This window comes from Porphyromonas sp. oral taxon 278 str. W7784 (genome assembly GCF_000467855.2).
Taxonomy (GTDB): domain Bacteria; phylum Bacteroidota; class Bacteroidia; order Bacteroidales; family Porphyromonadaceae; genus Porphyromonas.
The window spans coordinates 279,684-294,800 of the sequence record NZ_KI259230.1 but is presented as its reverse complement, the minus strand read 5'-3'; the positions used below and the strand labels follow the sequence as shown (position 1 = coordinate 294,800).

Annotated in this window: 13 protein-coding genes, 2 tRNA genes and 1 riboswitch; of the genes, 6 read left to right on the top strand and 9 right to left on the bottom strand. The window is 55.6% G+C overall.

The window, feature by feature from the left end; all coding sequences use genetic code 11:
• Positions 1-220 precede the first annotated feature (220 nt).
• Together HMPREF1556_RS04200 and HMPREF1556_RS04195 are read left to right on the top strand one after the other, a co-directional pair.
• A complete protein-coding gene (locus HMPREF1556_RS04200; protein ID WP_021667040.1) occupies positions 221-1,222 on the top strand; it encodes a malate dehydrogenase in 1,002 nt (333 codons plus the stop codon).
• Between the two features lie 110 nt (positions 1,223-1,332).
• Positions 1,333-2,400 (top strand): endonuclease/exonuclease/phosphatase, encoded by a 1,068-nt coding sequence (locus HMPREF1556_RS04195; protein WP_021667039.1) that lies wholly within the window; start codon positions 1,333-1,335, stop codon positions 2,398-2,400.
• A 71-nt stretch (positions 2,401-2,471) separates the two neighbouring features.
• On the opposite strand, the gene HMPREF1556_RS04190 is transcribed toward HMPREF1556_RS04195, so the two are convergent.
• Positions 2,472-2,544 (bottom strand) — tRNA-Thr (locus tag HMPREF1556_RS04190).
• A gap of 50 nt (positions 2,545-2,594) precedes the next feature.
• The gene (locus HMPREF1556_RS04185; protein WP_021667038.1) at positions 2,595-3,050 is read right to left on the bottom strand and encodes a hypothetical protein; all 456 of its coding nucleotides are present in this window, start codon (positions 3,048-3,050) and stop codon (positions 2,595-2,597) included.
• 562 nt (positions 3,051-3,612) lie between these two features.
• Positions 3,613-3,943, top strand: a riboswitch (cobalamin riboswitch).
• Positions 3,944-4,733: 790 nt separating this feature from the next.
• Here HMPREF1556_RS04185 and HMPREF1556_RS04180 point away from each other — a divergent pair.
• The 4 genes from HMPREF1556_RS04180 to purB all read left to right on the top strand — a co-directional run bounded on the left by HMPREF1556_RS04180 (position 4,734) and on the right by purB (position 7,828).
• The gene (locus HMPREF1556_RS04180; protein ID WP_044125202.1) at positions 4,734-5,540 is read left to right on the top strand and encodes an outer membrane protein assembly factor BamD; all 807 of its coding nucleotides are present in this window, start codon (positions 4,734-4,736) and stop codon (positions 5,538-5,540) included.
• 32 nt (positions 5,541-5,572) lie between these two features.
• Positions 5,573-5,899 (top strand): DNA-directed RNA polymerase subunit omega, encoded by a 327-nt coding sequence (locus tag HMPREF1556_RS04175; RefSeq protein WP_021667035.1) that lies wholly within the window; start codon positions 5,573-5,575, stop codon positions 5,897-5,899.
• 27 nt (positions 5,900-5,926) lie between these two features.
• Entirely contained in the window at positions 5,927-6,385 is a 459-nt protein-coding gene (locus tag HMPREF1556_RS04170; RefSeq protein ID WP_021667034.1) for a DUF4293 family protein, read from the top strand.
• Positions 6,386-6,487: 102 nt separating this feature from the next.
• A complete protein-coding gene (gene purB / locus HMPREF1556_RS04165) occupies positions 6,488-7,828 on the top strand; it encodes an adenylosuccinate lyase (RefSeq protein WP_021667033.1) in 1,341 nt (446 codons plus the stop codon).
• A 706-nt stretch (positions 7,829-8,534) separates the two neighbouring features.
• Here purB and HMPREF1556_RS04160 read toward each other — a convergent pair.
• The 7 genes from HMPREF1556_RS04160 to HMPREF1556_RS04130 all read right to left on the bottom strand — a co-directional run bounded on the left by HMPREF1556_RS04160 (position 8,535) and on the right by HMPREF1556_RS04130 (position 14,751).
• A tRNA-Leu gene (locus HMPREF1556_RS04160) sits at positions 8,535-8,617 on the bottom strand.
• A 572-nt stretch (positions 8,618-9,189) separates the two neighbouring features.
• The gene (locus HMPREF1556_RS04155; RefSeq protein ID WP_021667031.1) at positions 9,190-9,594 is read right to left on the bottom strand and encodes a 2-amino-4-hydroxy-6-hydroxymethyldihydropteridine diphosphokinase; all 405 of its coding nucleotides are present in this window, start codon (positions 9,592-9,594) and stop codon (positions 9,190-9,192) included.
• Between the two features lie 2 nt (positions 9,595-9,596).
• Complete coding sequence (locus tag HMPREF1556_RS04150) at positions 9,597-10,667, bottom strand: bifunctional 3-deoxy-7-phosphoheptulonate synthase/chorismate mutase type II (RefSeq protein WP_021667030.1); 1,071 nt, start codon at positions 10,665-10,667, stop codon at positions 9,597-9,599.
• Positions 10,668-10,705: 38 nt separating this feature from the next.
• Positions 10,706-12,094: a hypothetical protein gene (locus tag HMPREF1556_RS04145; RefSeq protein WP_021667029.1), complete on the bottom strand. Its 1,389-nt coding sequence runs from the start codon at positions 12,092-12,094 to the stop codon at positions 10,706-10,708.
• Between the two features lie 18 nt (positions 12,095-12,112).
• Positions 12,113-13,243, bottom strand: coding sequence for an endonuclease/exonuclease/phosphatase family protein (locus tag HMPREF1556_RS04140; protein ID WP_021667028.1), 1,131 nt, complete (start codon positions 13,241-13,243; stop codon positions 12,113-12,115).
• 25 nt (positions 13,244-13,268) lie between these two features.
• Positions 13,269-14,054 carry a rhomboid family intramembrane serine protease gene (locus HMPREF1556_RS04135; RefSeq protein ID WP_021667027.1) on the bottom strand — a complete coding sequence of 262 codons (786 nt, stop codon included), beginning with the start codon at positions 14,052-14,054 and terminating at the stop codon, positions 13,269-13,271.
• 7 nt (positions 14,055-14,061) lie between these two features.
• Positions 14,062-14,751, bottom strand: a complete 690-nt coding sequence (locus tag HMPREF1556_RS04130) for a rhomboid family intramembrane serine protease (protein ID WP_044125199.1) — start codon at positions 14,749-14,751, stop codon at positions 14,062-14,064.
• Between the last annotated feature and the right edge of the window lie 366 nt (positions 14,752-15,117).

The window sequence follows — 15,117 nt, the reverse complement described above, 5'->3', positions numbered from 1 at the left end:
CATCGACGACCTACCGTAGGTTTTATTTTGGACCATTCCGACCTCTGTCTCCCGAGGGGTGAAGTTAAGCTGAGCGAGGCACTGCGTCTAGCCTTCGGAGCAAGACCGCTATTCTCCGCCAGCTCCGACACTCCCGCCCGAATATCTTGATCAGCGAAGAGAAAAAGAGTACATTTGTACCATAGAACATTATAACCATATTCACAAATACACGACAGTTATGAGCTTCCTCACACAAGACAAGCTGACGATCGTAGGTGCCGCAGGCATGATCGGATCGAACATGGCTCAGACAGCAGCCATGATGTCTCTGACTCCAAACATTTGTCTCTATGACCCCTTCCCCACGGGGCTCGAAGGTGTCGCCGAAGAAATCCGTCACTGCGGATTCGAAGGACTTAACCTGACCTTCACCTCTGATATCAAGGAGGCACTCACGGGAGCTAAGTACATCGTATCCTCTGGGGGTGCCCCTCGTAAGGATGGGATGACTCGCGAAGATCTCCTCAAGGGCAATGCAGAGATCGCTGCCCAGCTCGGTAAGGACATCAAGGCATACTGCCCCTTCGTCCGCCACGTCGTCATCATCTTCAACCCCGCAGACATCACTGGTCTCGTGACACTCATCCACTCGGGTCTCCGTCCTGAGCAGGTCACTACGCTGGCTGCCCTCGACTCTACTCGTCTGCAGAGCGAACTAGCTAAGCACTTCGGCGTCGCTCAGAGTGAAGTCGTAGGCGCTCGTACCTACGGCGGTCACGGCGAAGCTATGGCTGTCTTCTCCAGCGGTGCTTCGGTAGCTGGTCAGCCTCTCTCCGCACTCATCGGTAGTGAAGCTCTCCCTACTGAGACTTGGGAAGATATCAAGCAGCGTGTCACCAAGGGCGGTGCTAACATCATCAAGCTACGTGGGCGCTCTTCCTTCCAGAGCCCTGCCTATGTATCGATCGAGATGATCCGTGCCGCTATGGGTGGAGCACCCTTCCGCTGGCCTGCTGGCTGCTATGTCAACCTCCCCGGTCTCGATCATGTCGTGATGGGTATGGAGACGGTCATCGACCAGGATGGCGTACACTACAGCCACGAGATCAAGGGATCTGAAGAAGAAAAGGCAGCACTCAAGAAGAGCTATGAGCACCTGGTGAAGATGCGCGACGAAGTCATCTCTATGGGTGTCATCCCAGCAGTGGCAGACTGGCACAAGGTCAATCGCTACCTCTAGTCCACGACTAGCCTTCCACTAAAAGGATTTAGGCGACTGCTACCGCTTCACCAAGAAGCGTGTAGTAGTCGCCTTACCTTTATTCTCCCTACCCTTCACCCGAGCAGACCATGGATACCCATCGGAGGCGCTTCGGTCTCCTTCACCTCCTCTCCCTAGCCCTTCTCCTCGTGGGAAGCTCTCCCCTACTAGGGCAAGAGCACCTCTTCCGCATCATGGGCTACAATGTGGAGAATCTCTTCGATACCGAGGACGACCCTACGAAGGACGATGATGCCTTCCTCCCCACCGGAGAGCAGCACTGGACGAAGGAGCGCTATCGGACGAAGCTCCAGCACATCGCTGAGGTCATCAGTGCCGTCGGAGCAGATGCCTTCCCTGATCTCATAGGTCTCGTAGAGGTGGAGAATGCCACGGTGCTCCAGGATCTCCTCCAGAAGACCACCCTCGGAGCGAACACCTCCTACCGCTATCTTGTCTCCTCAGGCGAGGATCGTCGGGGCATCGATGTAGCGCTCCTCTACGACCCTCGGACCTTTACTCTCCTATCAAGTGAAGAGCTCCCACTCACCTTCCCCTTTGATACCGAGAAGAAGACCCGTCCCATCCTACGAGCCTCGGGACGACTACTCTCGGGCGATACGCTCCACGTCTTCGTCTGCCACCTTCCTTCCCGTCGGGGCGGGGCATGGGCTAGTGAGCGCTATAGGAGCTGGGGCTGTAGACTCCTGAGGGAAGCGACAGAGAAGCTCCTCACCGTGGGAGGGTGCCATACACACTGTCTTCTCCTGGGGGACTTCAACGGAGACCCAGAGGAAGCGCCGACAGCTAGGGTACTCCAGTCCCTCCCCTACCGGCAGGGGCTCGAGATAGAGAGCGCTCCATCTACCCAGCTCTATTCACTCCTTCATCGGGCGACTCAGCAGAAGCCCCGAGGGAGCTACTGCTATCAGGGCGTGTGGTCCCAGCTCGATCAGATCCACCTCTCGGTCTCACTCCTCCGCCGAGGCTCCCGCCTGCGCTATGTCGAGGGAAGTGCTGAGACCCTCCGTCGTCCCTTCTACTCGGTCGTACCAGCCTCGGGCGGTGATCCCGTCCCCTTCCGCACCTATGGAGGGAGTTTCTACCGTGGGGGCTACAGCGACCACTTCCCCACAAGGCTTCTGCTGAGCTACTGAGCCCCTCCAGTAGGGATATACGAAGAGAGCATCACCTCCTTGACGGAAGTGATGCTCTTTCTTCTTACGTGAGCCGAAAGCCGGACTCGAACCGGCGACCTATTCATTACGAATGAATTGCTCTACCAACTGAGCTATTTCGGCCTTAACGCGAGGGACGGTGTCCCTTGCAAATGCGGTGCAAAGGTAGAGATTTATTTTAGATCTGCCAAAAGTTCGCCGAGGAACTTATCCAGTTCTTCATTCAGTCCCTCAAGTAGCGGTGCATCGAGCTTGATCAAGTCTTCGTCTAAGAAGAGTAGCTCCTCGATGACAGTGAAGTCAGGACGGACTAGCTCGATAGAGAAGGGGCGGGCAAAGCAGTCCCTATCCCAGAAACCCTTTTGCTCTAGGCGAGTGACCAGTTCACGCAGGGTCTCTACCGCCTCTTCCGAGGGTACTTCGGCCGAACCCGTCTCTGCCCAAGCGAAGACAGGGACATGGCTGATCTCCTGATCCTCATCGTCAAAGAGGCGCAGGACACCCGTATCACAATCAGCCTGAAGGAATAGATCATTGATAGAACGCCCGGCGATGGGGCTCTCTTCGCTCACTAATGCGAGGAGGTGCTTCCTCAGGAGCTGGAGTTCACGCTCGTTGCTATGCGACATAGGACTAGTTTACAGAGTTGGCCAGAGGCTCGCTCCCGTGATCTAGAGGGGGCTTCTCTGGCTATTGGGACAAAGGTACACAGGAATCTCGACATACAGGGCCTTGAGCCAAGGAAATTCGGATGAATTTTAGTTTACGCTCCCTCCTCCCGAGACCTCGTAAAAACGACCTACGGTAGGTCGCCTGACCGATGCACTGTAGATCGTCAGGCGACCTACAGTAGGTTTTTCGACGACCTACCGTGGGTCGTTTTTTGACCCTCCCGAAACGCCCTCTGGAAGCGGTCTCTGGCCCCCTCTTCGCCCCTGCTCTAGAGAGGGAGAAAATCGGAGGGGAAGATGAGGCTTCAAAGACTGGTAATCGATCGGGAATCTTCACTAGGCGATCTTATATGAAAGAAGGACGCCAAGGGGAAGGAATTCTTCGACCCCATTCAGCAGGAAGAGCGGGGCTTTCGCGAAGCAACTATAGGAGGTGATGATGGAACGTAGAGGGAGCAATTAGGGCAGTCAATATTTTTGTTTACCTTTGTGATGTCTTACGAGTATACCCCGATGATAATGGCTGGTGAAGCGCACTAGTTCTGGAGAAGGGGTAGCAAGGGAAGTCGGTGTAAGTCCGACGCAGTACCCGCTACTGTAAGTCACTCCCTCCAGCACTCCGAAGCTCAGTCTCCGGAGTATCTGAAGGCTCTTCCTACCAGGAAGTACAGGCCAGCCCCTCTGGGAACGAGCTGAGTACTTCGCCACTGAGTCTAAGGACTCCCTCTAGCCCCTCCGCTCCACGAGCGAGAGATGATCGGGATAGAGTGAGACAAGGACTTGGGAAGGATCGTAGAGAAGAGAATCTAGGGTGATAAGCCAGGAGACCTGCTCATGAGATCCAATGTGTCAATCTCGGGAATAAGATTGGAAAGGCATTGCCATGAGATGCTCTCTACTAGTGACATCTCTCCGATGTGTGCACCTTCGTCTACCCCATCTGTCCAGTCTAGGACATACGGACGTAGAGAAGGAAGTCTTTCTGCCCTAGCTTCGCCGAGGCTCGCAGTGGCTTCCAGATATTGAAATGTGTCGCGCGTACCACTTCGCTACCCTTTACCTCGGGTGGCCAAGTAAGAGAGAAGCTCACCTCACTAGAATATCCCTCGATAATCTTTTGATCCTCCTACAGCTGTGTGTGCTAGAGCCCTTGGGCCCGTAGTGCATGCACCCGCTTGTGATAAGTAGGACAGGGACGCTACTCTGTCTCGGATCTCTATGGGTCTGGTACTAGCAGGGGTTTTCTTCATGTTCCTCCAACCTATCCAAAACCGCCCCTGCACCCCATAGGGCCCGACAGGGATGCCTTCGTGCTGCAGAGCCTATCGATACGCCGACACAGTAGGTGCATGGTTCGGTCTAAAGCTCGTCTACAGCGGTAGATGTATGCTTTAGCCACCGTGCTCCCGATATCTATAGCCCACACCCTGCCCCCCTCCTCAGAGGAAGGAGCAGGCACCTAGAGAGCCTCCCCGCCCAGCAGAGCGAGTGAGCTGTGGTAGCTACTCAGAAGGCAGACGCACCATGACCACTGATATTACCCGCTCCAAAGGGTAAGGAAAAGCACACGCTTTCAAGCGAAAATAGTATCTTTGCCGAGGCTCAGTGTATCACAGCTGGACCCTGATGAGATATTACGATATGATCAAGAGACTTTGTATAGCTTGCGTAGGACTGATGCTCCTCTCTTCATGCGGTGAATACTACCGTGTGCAGAAGTCGTCAGACCTCAACGAGCGCTACTCCTTCGCCAAGAAGAGCTACAACGAGAAGAAGTATGGCCGTGTAGTGAACCTGCTGGAAGATATTGTCCCCCAGTTCGTGGGCACCAGCGAAGGTCCTCAGAGTACCTACCTGCTCGCTGACGCCTACCTACAGCAGGGCGATGAGAGCGAAGCCTCACGTTACTTCCAGAACTACTATACGAGCTACCCTAAGGGCCCCATGGCCGAAGAAGCCCGCTTCAAGGCCGGCTACTGCCTCTTCCAGGCGTCGCCCGACCCTCGACTCGACCAGAGCGCTACCATCGGAGCTATCAAGGAGCTGCAGTCCTACCTAGAGTTCTACCCCGAGGGACAGCACAGAGCTGAGGTGGAGCAAATGCTCTTTGAGCTACAGGACAAGCTTGCCTACAAAGAATTCCTCGCTGCCCGTCTCTACTACAACCTCGGACTCTATCTGGGGAACAACTATGAGTCGTGCATCATCACAGCTCAGAACGCTCTGAAGGACTACCCTTACACCCGTCACAAGGAGGAGCTTACCTACCTAGTACTCCGTGCCAAGGCAGAGCAGGCCGACCTCAGCGTCCCCGAGAAGCTCCAGGAGCGACTACGCGATGTCATCGACACTTACTACGCTTACCTCAATGACTTCCCCAACGGTGTCTACACCAAGCAGGCACAGAAGATCTTTGAGCGAATGAATAGCAAGAAGGTCAGCGACTAATCCCTACCAAGTAATCACAGAGAATAATAAATATGCCTAAGTACAAAAAGAATGTACCGACCAACACGATCAGTCGTGATATGGTCAGCCTCAGCAAGGATACTGAGAACATCTACGAGACGGTCATGATCATCGCTAAGCGTGCTAACCAGATCGCTCAAGAGACGAAGCAGGAGCTCGAAGCTAAGTTGCAAGAGTTCGCCGTCTACACGGATGACCAGCAGGAGATGGTAGAGAACGAAGAGCAGATCGAGATCTCCCGCCAGTACGAGCGTATGCCTAAGGCTACCCTCATCGCAGCGAAGGAATACGAAGACGGCGAGCTGTACCACAACATCGCTGGCCGTAGTAAGAAGTAATCCCTAACACCTACATCAGCTGCCTCTATGTGGCAACGTATACAGACCGTCTGGCTCCTGCTTGTGGGGCTACTGATGGTACTCTTTGCCTTCCAGGACATCGCCGTCTTCACCCTCCCCTCAGGCCAGGCTTGTGTCCTGGACAACTGGCGTATCTATAGTGCCGTAGACGGGGCATCGCTACACAGCGTCTGGGGCATCGGGATCCTCAGCGTACTCACTGCTCTGGGATCGCTAGCACTGATCTTCCTCTACAAGCGCCGTATCCTCCAGATGCGTCTGACGATACTGACGCTCCTGGTGATCCTAGGGGAACTCATCTACATCGCTTGGGCTAGCTGGCAATTCTGCACAGAGAATGATGCAAGCTTTGCCGTCCGCTTCCCCCTCGCACTCCCTATTATTTGTCTTCCACTGCTCTACTTGGCCTCTCGCCGTATGATCTACGATGAGACTCTGGTGAGAGCCTCTCAGCGTCTACGCTAAGAATACCGCATAAGCGAAGCACTCTTCACTCAAAGCTCTTGAGACGGGGTGCTTCGCTTCACTTTTCCCCCTATTCATCCCACCCTCCATCATTCAGCAATCATGCAGTTCGATTCGCTTCAGTCCATCTCTCCTATTGATGGTCGTTACCGCGGGCAAGCAGAGGCTTTAGCCCAGTACTTCTCCGAGGAAGCTCTCATCCGCTACCGCGTACGGGTAGAGATCCTTTACTTCATAGCCCTCTGCGAAGAGCTCCCTCATCTGAGAGGTATCCTAAGCGGTGGGCGTAGAGATCGGCTTCATGATATCTACCTCAGCCTCACCACTGAGGATGCCCAGCGAATTAAGGAGATCGAGCGAGTCACTAACCACGATGTCAAGGCTGTCGAGTACTATATCAAGGAGCAGTTCGATGCCCTAGGGCTGAGTGACGAGAAGGAGTTCGTCCACTTCGGACTCACCTCGCAGGACATCAACAACACAGCCTTCCCGCTGATGATCCGTGAGGCTGTGGAGCGCGTCTTCCTCCCCGAGTTCGGTGGTCTCATCGATCAACTGCAGTTCTATGCCAATGAGTGGAAGGACGTCTCCATGCTTGCCCGTACTCATGGGCAGCCTGCTTCGCCTACTCGTCTGGGCAAGGAGATAGAGGTCTATGTCTACCGTCTACAGGAGCAACTCAAGACTCTGGAGAGTATTCCCCACACAGCGAAGTTCGGGGGAGCGACAGGGAACTTCAACGCCCACGTCGTAGCCTATCCCCAGCATGACTGGAAGCGCTTTGCAGGGGAGTTCGTCCGGAGTCTCGGCTTGGAGCGTGAAGCCTTCACCACGCAGATCTCCAACTATGACCAGATGGCGGCACTCTTCGATGTCCTCTCCCGCATCAATGTCATCCTCATTGATCTGGCTCGGGACTTCTGGATGTATATCTCGATGGATTACTTCAAGCAACAGATCCGTGCTGGCGAGGTAGGCTCCTCGGCGATGCCCCACAAGGTCAATCCTATTGACTTCGAGAATGCCGAAGGCAACCTAGGGCTCGCTAACTCGATCTACGGTTTCCTCGCCCGCAAGCTACCTATATCTCGTCTGCAGCGTGACCTCACGGACTCCACCGTCCTACGCAATGTAGGTGTCCCCCTTGCCCACAGCATGATCGCTCTGAAGAGCCTGCGCAAGGGGCTCGGGAAGGTACTGCTCAATAAGGAGGCGCTCTACCGTGACCTCGAGCACAACTGGGCTGTCGTAGCCGAAGCACTTCAGACGATCCTTCGACGTGAGGGCTACCCCAAGCCCTACGAAGCGCTCAAGGAGCTCACCCGCACCAATACAGCGATCACGGAGAAGTCGATCTACGACTTCATCGAGAGCCTCAGCGTCAGCGATGTGATCAAGGAAGAGATGCACCGTATCTCCCCACACAACTACACGGGGCTCTAATCCCCCAGCGATAGCTCAGAGCGGGCGCCACAGCCCCACTCCGAACAAAAGGAAGGCTCCCAGGGAACTAGCAGACAGCTAGCTCTCTGGGAGCCTTCCTTTGTGGGGCATAGCGGGCTAAACTACCCCGAGGGATATAAAGCAAATAGGGACTGTCTCCCGACAGCCCCTATTCTCTGTTAACCTTAAATCTAATACCATGAAAAACACACTACAAAGATACGACATATTTTCATACTACCAAACACTTCTATACATTTCTACTAATTCGCTAGTGATTTTTCTGGTTCTCCCCTCCGATTTCTCCTGCTCACACGAAGGCGACAGGCTCGACCACAGTTTTTACTTCCCGCTGTACATCAGGGTTTAGAAGGCCTTCTAGTCGAAAGCACAACATCTTTTCACAAGTAAGAAAAAATAGTAGTGCCTCGAAAAAAAATTTCTTACTGCCTCCTTCGAAGCTCCTGAAGTGCTAAAATTTTCTTCCCAAGGCTCCGTCTTTCGTCTCCCTTGGCTCACCCACCTCGGGGAAGAAGGGCCTCCTCCCCTTCGGAAGGCATGGCGGTATAAAAAATGAGCTCCAAGCCATTCTGCTCAGGGCTCATTAGAAGGGGGAATCCGCCCCTAAAGTGTCCGCCAAATCGTCCGCTAGCAAAACAACCCCTCTGTAATCCTATGAATTACAGAGGGGTTGCACTAGCGCCTGTACCCAGAGTGGGGCTCGAACCCACACAACCTATAGGTCAAGGGATTTTAAGTCCCTCGTGTCTACCATTCCACCATCTGGGCGCCTTCGTGATGCACTTACTCCTGGGGAGGGTACTCAACTTGCCTGCAAAAGTAGCTCAAAATCCCTATATGAGCAATTATCAGCCGACTAAGTTCCTCGTCTCGACGAACTAGGCGGTACGGAAGCCCTTCGCTTCGCCTCTAGATGCTCGGGGAAAGGTAACCCAGTGAGCACGGGAGCACTCGGCGAAGCATCTTCTCTTCACAGCTAGTCGCTTCCAGCTCCTCGCATTACTCCTCGAGAGGCGCTAGTAGCGCTTCCCCTGAGGCACCAGTAGTGCCACCCGAGAAGCGCTACTGGTGCTTCCCTCGGAGCAATTTCACTCCAGGAGAAGCAGGCGCAGGGGAAGCCTTCTCCTAGCACCGATGACGGGTGCCAAGAGGTTCTAATGAAGAGGAAGAGAAATGGAAGGGCTAAGGTTGACCGAGCTACGAAGGGAAAGGTCCCGAAGCAAAGGGAAAGCTAGCTCGCTGAGAAGAAGTTCGCTCGAAGGTATGAGCAACGCTCCTTCCCAGAGGGAGGACAGGCGTCTTAGAAGAGAGGGTATTCTACTAAGGGAAGGCAATTGAGCCTATTCCGGGAGGAGCGCTTCTCCCAGATCTTCGAGTCCCTGGATAAGGTAAGGGCGGGAGAGATCCTGAGGCTTGAGCACCTGTCTATCCCAGACGATGAGGTCGATGTCTACAGGGATCTCGGCGGGGGAAGACCTTCGCTGGTCGGAGGTACGCCCTGCTCGGCATTCAAGCTCCTTGAGCAGGCGTGCAAAGTCCTCTTGCTCGAGGTGCGTCTCCCCTACCGACACGATGTCGGTGAAGGGGGCATCCGAGAGGCCAAAGCAGACGGGCGCCGACTCCCGGGCAGGAGAGAAGGTAAGGCGCTCGAGGCAGAGACGCTCTAGTTCGCCTCGGACAAAGGCTAGGTGCGCTTGGGGCTGGCTATTGGATCCGAGGGTCAGGACAAAGCGGTGGAGCTTCATGGTCACTTAGTGTCGGTATGCTGGGTGTGAACAGAGGCTTCGTGGATGGAGCTGAAGAGCTCCCTGAGGAAGCCCTCGTCTAAGCCGAGGAGACGCCCCTCACTGAGGCGATCCTCGATGAGGGCACGATAGCGCTCCGGCTGTACGATCGGCAGATGGCTCTCGGCCTTGATCGCTCCGATGCGCTCTGAGACCTTCATCCGCTCCTGCAGGAGGTGTAGGAGCTTCCTGTCAAGCTCATCGATCTCACTGCGCAACCCTCGGAGCTGGGGGCTATCGGCCAGCGATGCCGGGCGAATATCCAGCTCGGCGATGAGCTGGAAGAGCGCCTCGGGAGTCAACTGCTGCGCTGCGTCACTCCAGGCCTCGTCAGGCTGGAGATGGGTCTCGACCATCAAGCCGGAGAAGTTCATCTCGAGCCCTATACGACTCACCAGAGGGACGAGGTCTCTCCTACCGGAGATATGACTGGGATCCACGAGGATCGTCAGTGCTGGATGCCGGCGACGTAGCTCGATGGGTATCTGCCAGAGAGGAGCGTTGCGGTAGAAGCCTTTCCCGTAGGTGCTGAAGCCTCGATGAATAGCAGCGATGCGGTCTACCCCTGCGCTCTTGAGGCGAAGCAGTGCTCCTTCCCAGAGCTCGATATCGGGGTTGAGGGGGTTCTTCACCAATACCGTCACATCTTCGCCTGAGAGGGCTTCTGCCAGCTCTGCCACAGCGAAGGGGCTCGTCGTCGTGCGTGCTCCTATCCAGAAGGTATTGAGCCCAGCCCGTAGCGCTTCCTCTACATGCGAGGCTGAAGCAACCTCGGTAGCCACCTGCATGCCCAACTCCTCCTCAATCCGTCGTAGCCAAGGTAAGCCCTCCCGACCGACACCCTCGAAGGAACCTGGACGCGTGCGTGGCTTCCAGAGACTTGCCCGGAAGAAGCGGACACCGCCCGCCCGAAGAGCCTTGGCTGTGGCATAGGTTTGCTCCTGGGTCTCGGCACTGCAGGGACCAGCGAAGACCAAGTAAGGGAAGGAAGATGGATAGCGGAGAGCGAGGGGACTAAAGGGAGAGGCTTGCATGAAGATGATGAGAGAGGGACTCAGTAGAGGAGGTGCCTCTAGTGATGAGTAGGCGAAACGGGCGACTCAGTACCGAGCTCCTCGATGAGACGAAGGATGGAGCGGTAGAGGACCGAGTGCCACGGATGTGCTTGGGGGGAGAGGAGATCGTTGTGCCAGAGGAGATTTAGCTCGCCATTGTAGCGGGCGGTAGTACGGACCAGATCAGTGGCTACCGCCTCGGCCTCGGCTTGCTCCAGCGCCATATACCTCGGATCGCTAAGCGTGAGGTCTCTCAGGATGAGCGGGTGGAGAATCAGCTCCGTCAGTAGGCGTGTGTTGGGGTTGATGAACTTGACCGGGCGAGCTGTCCCTAGGCGAAAGCCTACGACGTCGGCATAGCCCATCGTGTAGTCGTTGCGGAAGCCCGAGAAGTACGCTTGTAGGAGATCCTCTGGTTCGCACGAAGTGAGCTTATTGTGCCGGAGGCCTCGGGGCTTCTGTCGGAAGATCTTCTCAAAGAGCATACGCTCTTGCTTGATGCGCTCAGCCCGATGCCCTGCGGCGTAGCTACACTGGAGCCCTAGCCGGGCCTTGTACTTCGCCCCTACTGCCAGGACCCTGCGGATATAGGGTGAGCGGGGATTGTAGAGAGGCTTATCCAGAGGATGACGCGAGGGCATTCGGATGAAGAGCATGATCTGCCCCCGATCCTCTCCCAACTTGTCACACAGCTCCCGATCCCACTTGAGGAACTTCGGGTAGGTATAGTAGTCGTCCTCGACGTCCGCCGAGAAGCTCAGTCGTAGCGCCTGTAGTGGGGGCTTCTTCTCCTTGAGCCAAGCACGGAGGAAGCTACGCCAGCCCCGATAGTTATAGGGGCGTGCTAGGTCGTGGGTAAGATTCACTTTAGAGAAGGTCGTGGGACGCTCCTCCATCCTGAGGCGGTAGCGCTCGGTGATCCCTGACTCCAGCAGTATAGAGCGGAGGGCTTCACCATATTCGTCGACGATGGGGCGGTGTAGGAAGCCCGCCCGATAAGGCAGGGAGTTCTTCCCTAAGAAACGCCCGTGATCGTCCCGCTCGCTCCGACGGCACATCTCCTCATAGCGTGATATGAGGAAGTAGGTCGAAGCGATGATGTCGGCATGGATGATCAGCTGGGTGCGGTCTGCATTCCACTCCTCTCGGGGCTCACCGAAGAGCAGGGGGATACCCCTCCACTGGGCTAAGGGAAGCTCAGGGAGCGTGCGGGGTGTGCCGTAGTACTCCCGCTTGAAGAAACCCGAGGGGATGATGACTATAGGGAAGAGCTTCATCTCCTCTGGGTCATCGGTATATCCTATAGCGTCGAAGCGCCGCTGGTAGCGGTCTTCGCCCTCACTCTGCAGCCAAAGCGGGCCGACAAGAAAGTCGATGAGGTACTGCCGTATCTTCTTGCTAAGCATGTCGGGAAGGGGGGATAGTTAGTTAGGATCTGTGACGCCGGAGGTAGTGAGTACAGCCTCTATCGGGTAGTGATCGGACTCCGATGCCGTCTTGTCGACTTCACAGCGAAGGGCCCGGAAGGCAGGGCCAAAGAGGATGTGGTCGATACGCACAAAGAAGGGGCGTGTATGGAAGGAGATCCCGAGCCCATTGCCTTTGCTGACGAAGGCATCTTCGAGGCCTTCGCCGATCTTGTACCGAGCATAGGAGAGCGGAGTATCATTGAAGTCACCACAGACGATGACCCGCCCAGAGCCATGGCTCTGTATCAGATCATGGATGATATTAGCCTGGATGTTGTGCGAGCGGAAGGTAGGGCTAAGCTTAGCACGCAGAGCGTCTTTCAGCCGGATGGCATCCCCATCCTTCGCCAGGCGGAGATAGTCCTCCCCGTCGACACGACGTAGGCGGAAGGACTCCAGATGGACATTGATCACGAGGGTCTCCTTGCCTCGTATATCGACCTTGTAGGCTACCGCTCCGTTGACCCACGAAGGCAGGGGGATCTCCTTGGCTTCCTTGATGGGATACTTAGAGAGGAGCGCTAGGGTGCTTCCCCCACGATTGACACGGATCACATTGATGTAGGGATAGTCCTCGTCCAGATAGCTCCGTAGGGTCTTGGAGACGACACCAGCCCAAGGATTCTGATTGAGCATCGCTTCCTGGATACAGACGATATCGGCACCACTGCTCTTGATGTACTGGAGCGTGGCATTAGGACTCGTCTTTGTGTGGGGCTTGAAGCCAAAGGCGCAGACGTTGTAGGAGAGTATGCGAAGCGATTCCTCCTCCGTGCCTAAGCTCTTCTCAGCCCTACTGATCGGGAAGTAGACGAGGAGCTGGGGCAGGGAGATCAGCCACACAGCTGCCACCAGGAGAAGCCTACGCTTGTCCCAAGCCAGGAGCCAGAAGATAGTGACTCCGATCTGTGCGACCAGCAGAGCGGGGAAGAAGAGACCAAGGAAGGCAGGGATAATCCATCGCACGGGAGGGATATACCCAGAGTAAGCCCCGAGGAGGTACGCTCCAGAGACGAGGAGCGTACCCACTAGGAGGAGGATACGTGCTATACGTGAACTGATGGTGAAAAGGGCACGAAGCTTCATTGTTGGATAGCCGTGGGGGAAGGTTTTAGTTCTTGTCTTCGGTAGAGCTACTATGCTCCATCAGGAGGCGACGTTCGATAGGGCTGAGGCTGTGGATACCCGAGTGACGGATCTTCTCCAGCAGGCTCTCTAGGTCGGTATTCGTGGTGCTCCTCAGGCTACGCAAGCGATGGCGGTAGTAGAGACCACAGCCTACACCGAAGAGGAGACCACCGAGGTGAGCCAGATGCCCGCCTAGGTTGCTCCGTCCTGCACTGAGGAAGATAAAGAAGAGGAGGATCCAGAGGGCAATCGGAGGGATGCTCCTACCACTAAAGCGCAGGGTGAACATGGAGAGGATCTTGCGATCCACCGTGATGCCCGCAGCACACACACTTAGGATAGCAGCAGAAGCCCCCTGTAGCGACAGAGGGAGGATGAGCTCTGCCCCGAGGAGCTGATAGCCTAGGAGATAGACCAAGGCTCCAGCTACAATCCCCCCCAAGTACGCCCAGAGGAAGTGCCGAGACCCAATGAGCCCCTCCATCGTAGGGAGCAGCGTATAGACCAAGCACATATTGCTGAGGAAGTGCAGGAAGTTGAAGTGAGGCAGGGCGTAGGTCACCAAGCTCCACGGCTGGGTGAGCACCTTACTCCACTCAGGGTAGAACGAGAGGTACCGCCCCAGATCCCACCAGCGTAAGGGGGCGATGAGCGTACAGCACCAGGAGAGAAGCCCTAGGAGCAGATAGCCCAGGGTGTGCAGGATGATCAGACGCAGTGTCCACGTGCCTTCCTGCCAATAGTCCTTATATAGCTTATGCCAGTTCATCAGTCGTCTATCGGATGACTCCCTTCTTGCGCCAGAGGTAGATGAGTATAGCCCCACCGATCATCCCACCGAGGTGGGCGAAGTGCGCCACCTGTCCCCACGTATTGTGAATACCAGCGTAGAGCTCGATGACGCCGTAGAGGAAAACGAAGTACTTCATCTTGAGCGGGAGGGCAAAGCCTATGAGGACGTACGAATTGGGGAAGAGTACGCCCGAGGCAAGGAGGATACCGAAGACGGCTCCAGAAGCCCCGACGGTATTCAGTAGGCCCAAGAAGGCATCCCGAGCGATCAGTCCACTAGGGAGCTGGACGAAGTCGTAGCGCATCACCTCCTGAAGTTCGTAGTACCAGCTAAGCTCTTGCACCAGACCAGCACTGACCCCGCACAGGAGGTAATAGATCAGATAGCGTTTGCTTCCCCAGAAGTACTCTATACTTGAGCCGAACATGAAGAGGGCGAACATATTCGACAGCACATGGTCGATCGAGGCCGTGCTGTGCAGGAACTGATAGGTGATCAGTTGCCAGAAGTGGAAGTTCGAAGCACCGAAGTAATGCAGTCCTCCGAGCTCGTTGAGATCAATACCTCGACGCAGGAGAAGGACAGACGTAATATAGATGAGGAGGTTGATGACGATCAGATTGCGAGTCACTGGAGGTGCCCAGCGAGTCCAGGCTGACGAAGACTGCTGCATGATGCTTGCTTATTAATGGATGTAGCGTTGAGTATATCGTCTTTGAAGGGCGCTACTATGAATCACACGACTCTGATACGCCCCGTTCTTACAAAGATAGCTATTCTCTAGCGCTTAGAGGTGGCGGGGCGGGGCGGAGGTCGAATAATCGGGGCTATCCTCCCAAGGCGAACGAGGAGGAAGGCCGATTCTCCTTCACTTCATCCCCCGCCATCGTTCGCTCCAAATGCGGAGGAAGTATCAGGGAGATCGAGCCTAAAGCATCCGCCCCGGTCTAAGCGAAGATCCAGCGCTGAAATGAAGGCTCATTCTACCCCTTCGAAGCGGGCTCTCCGAAGGGGTCAAAAAACGACCTACGGTAGGTCG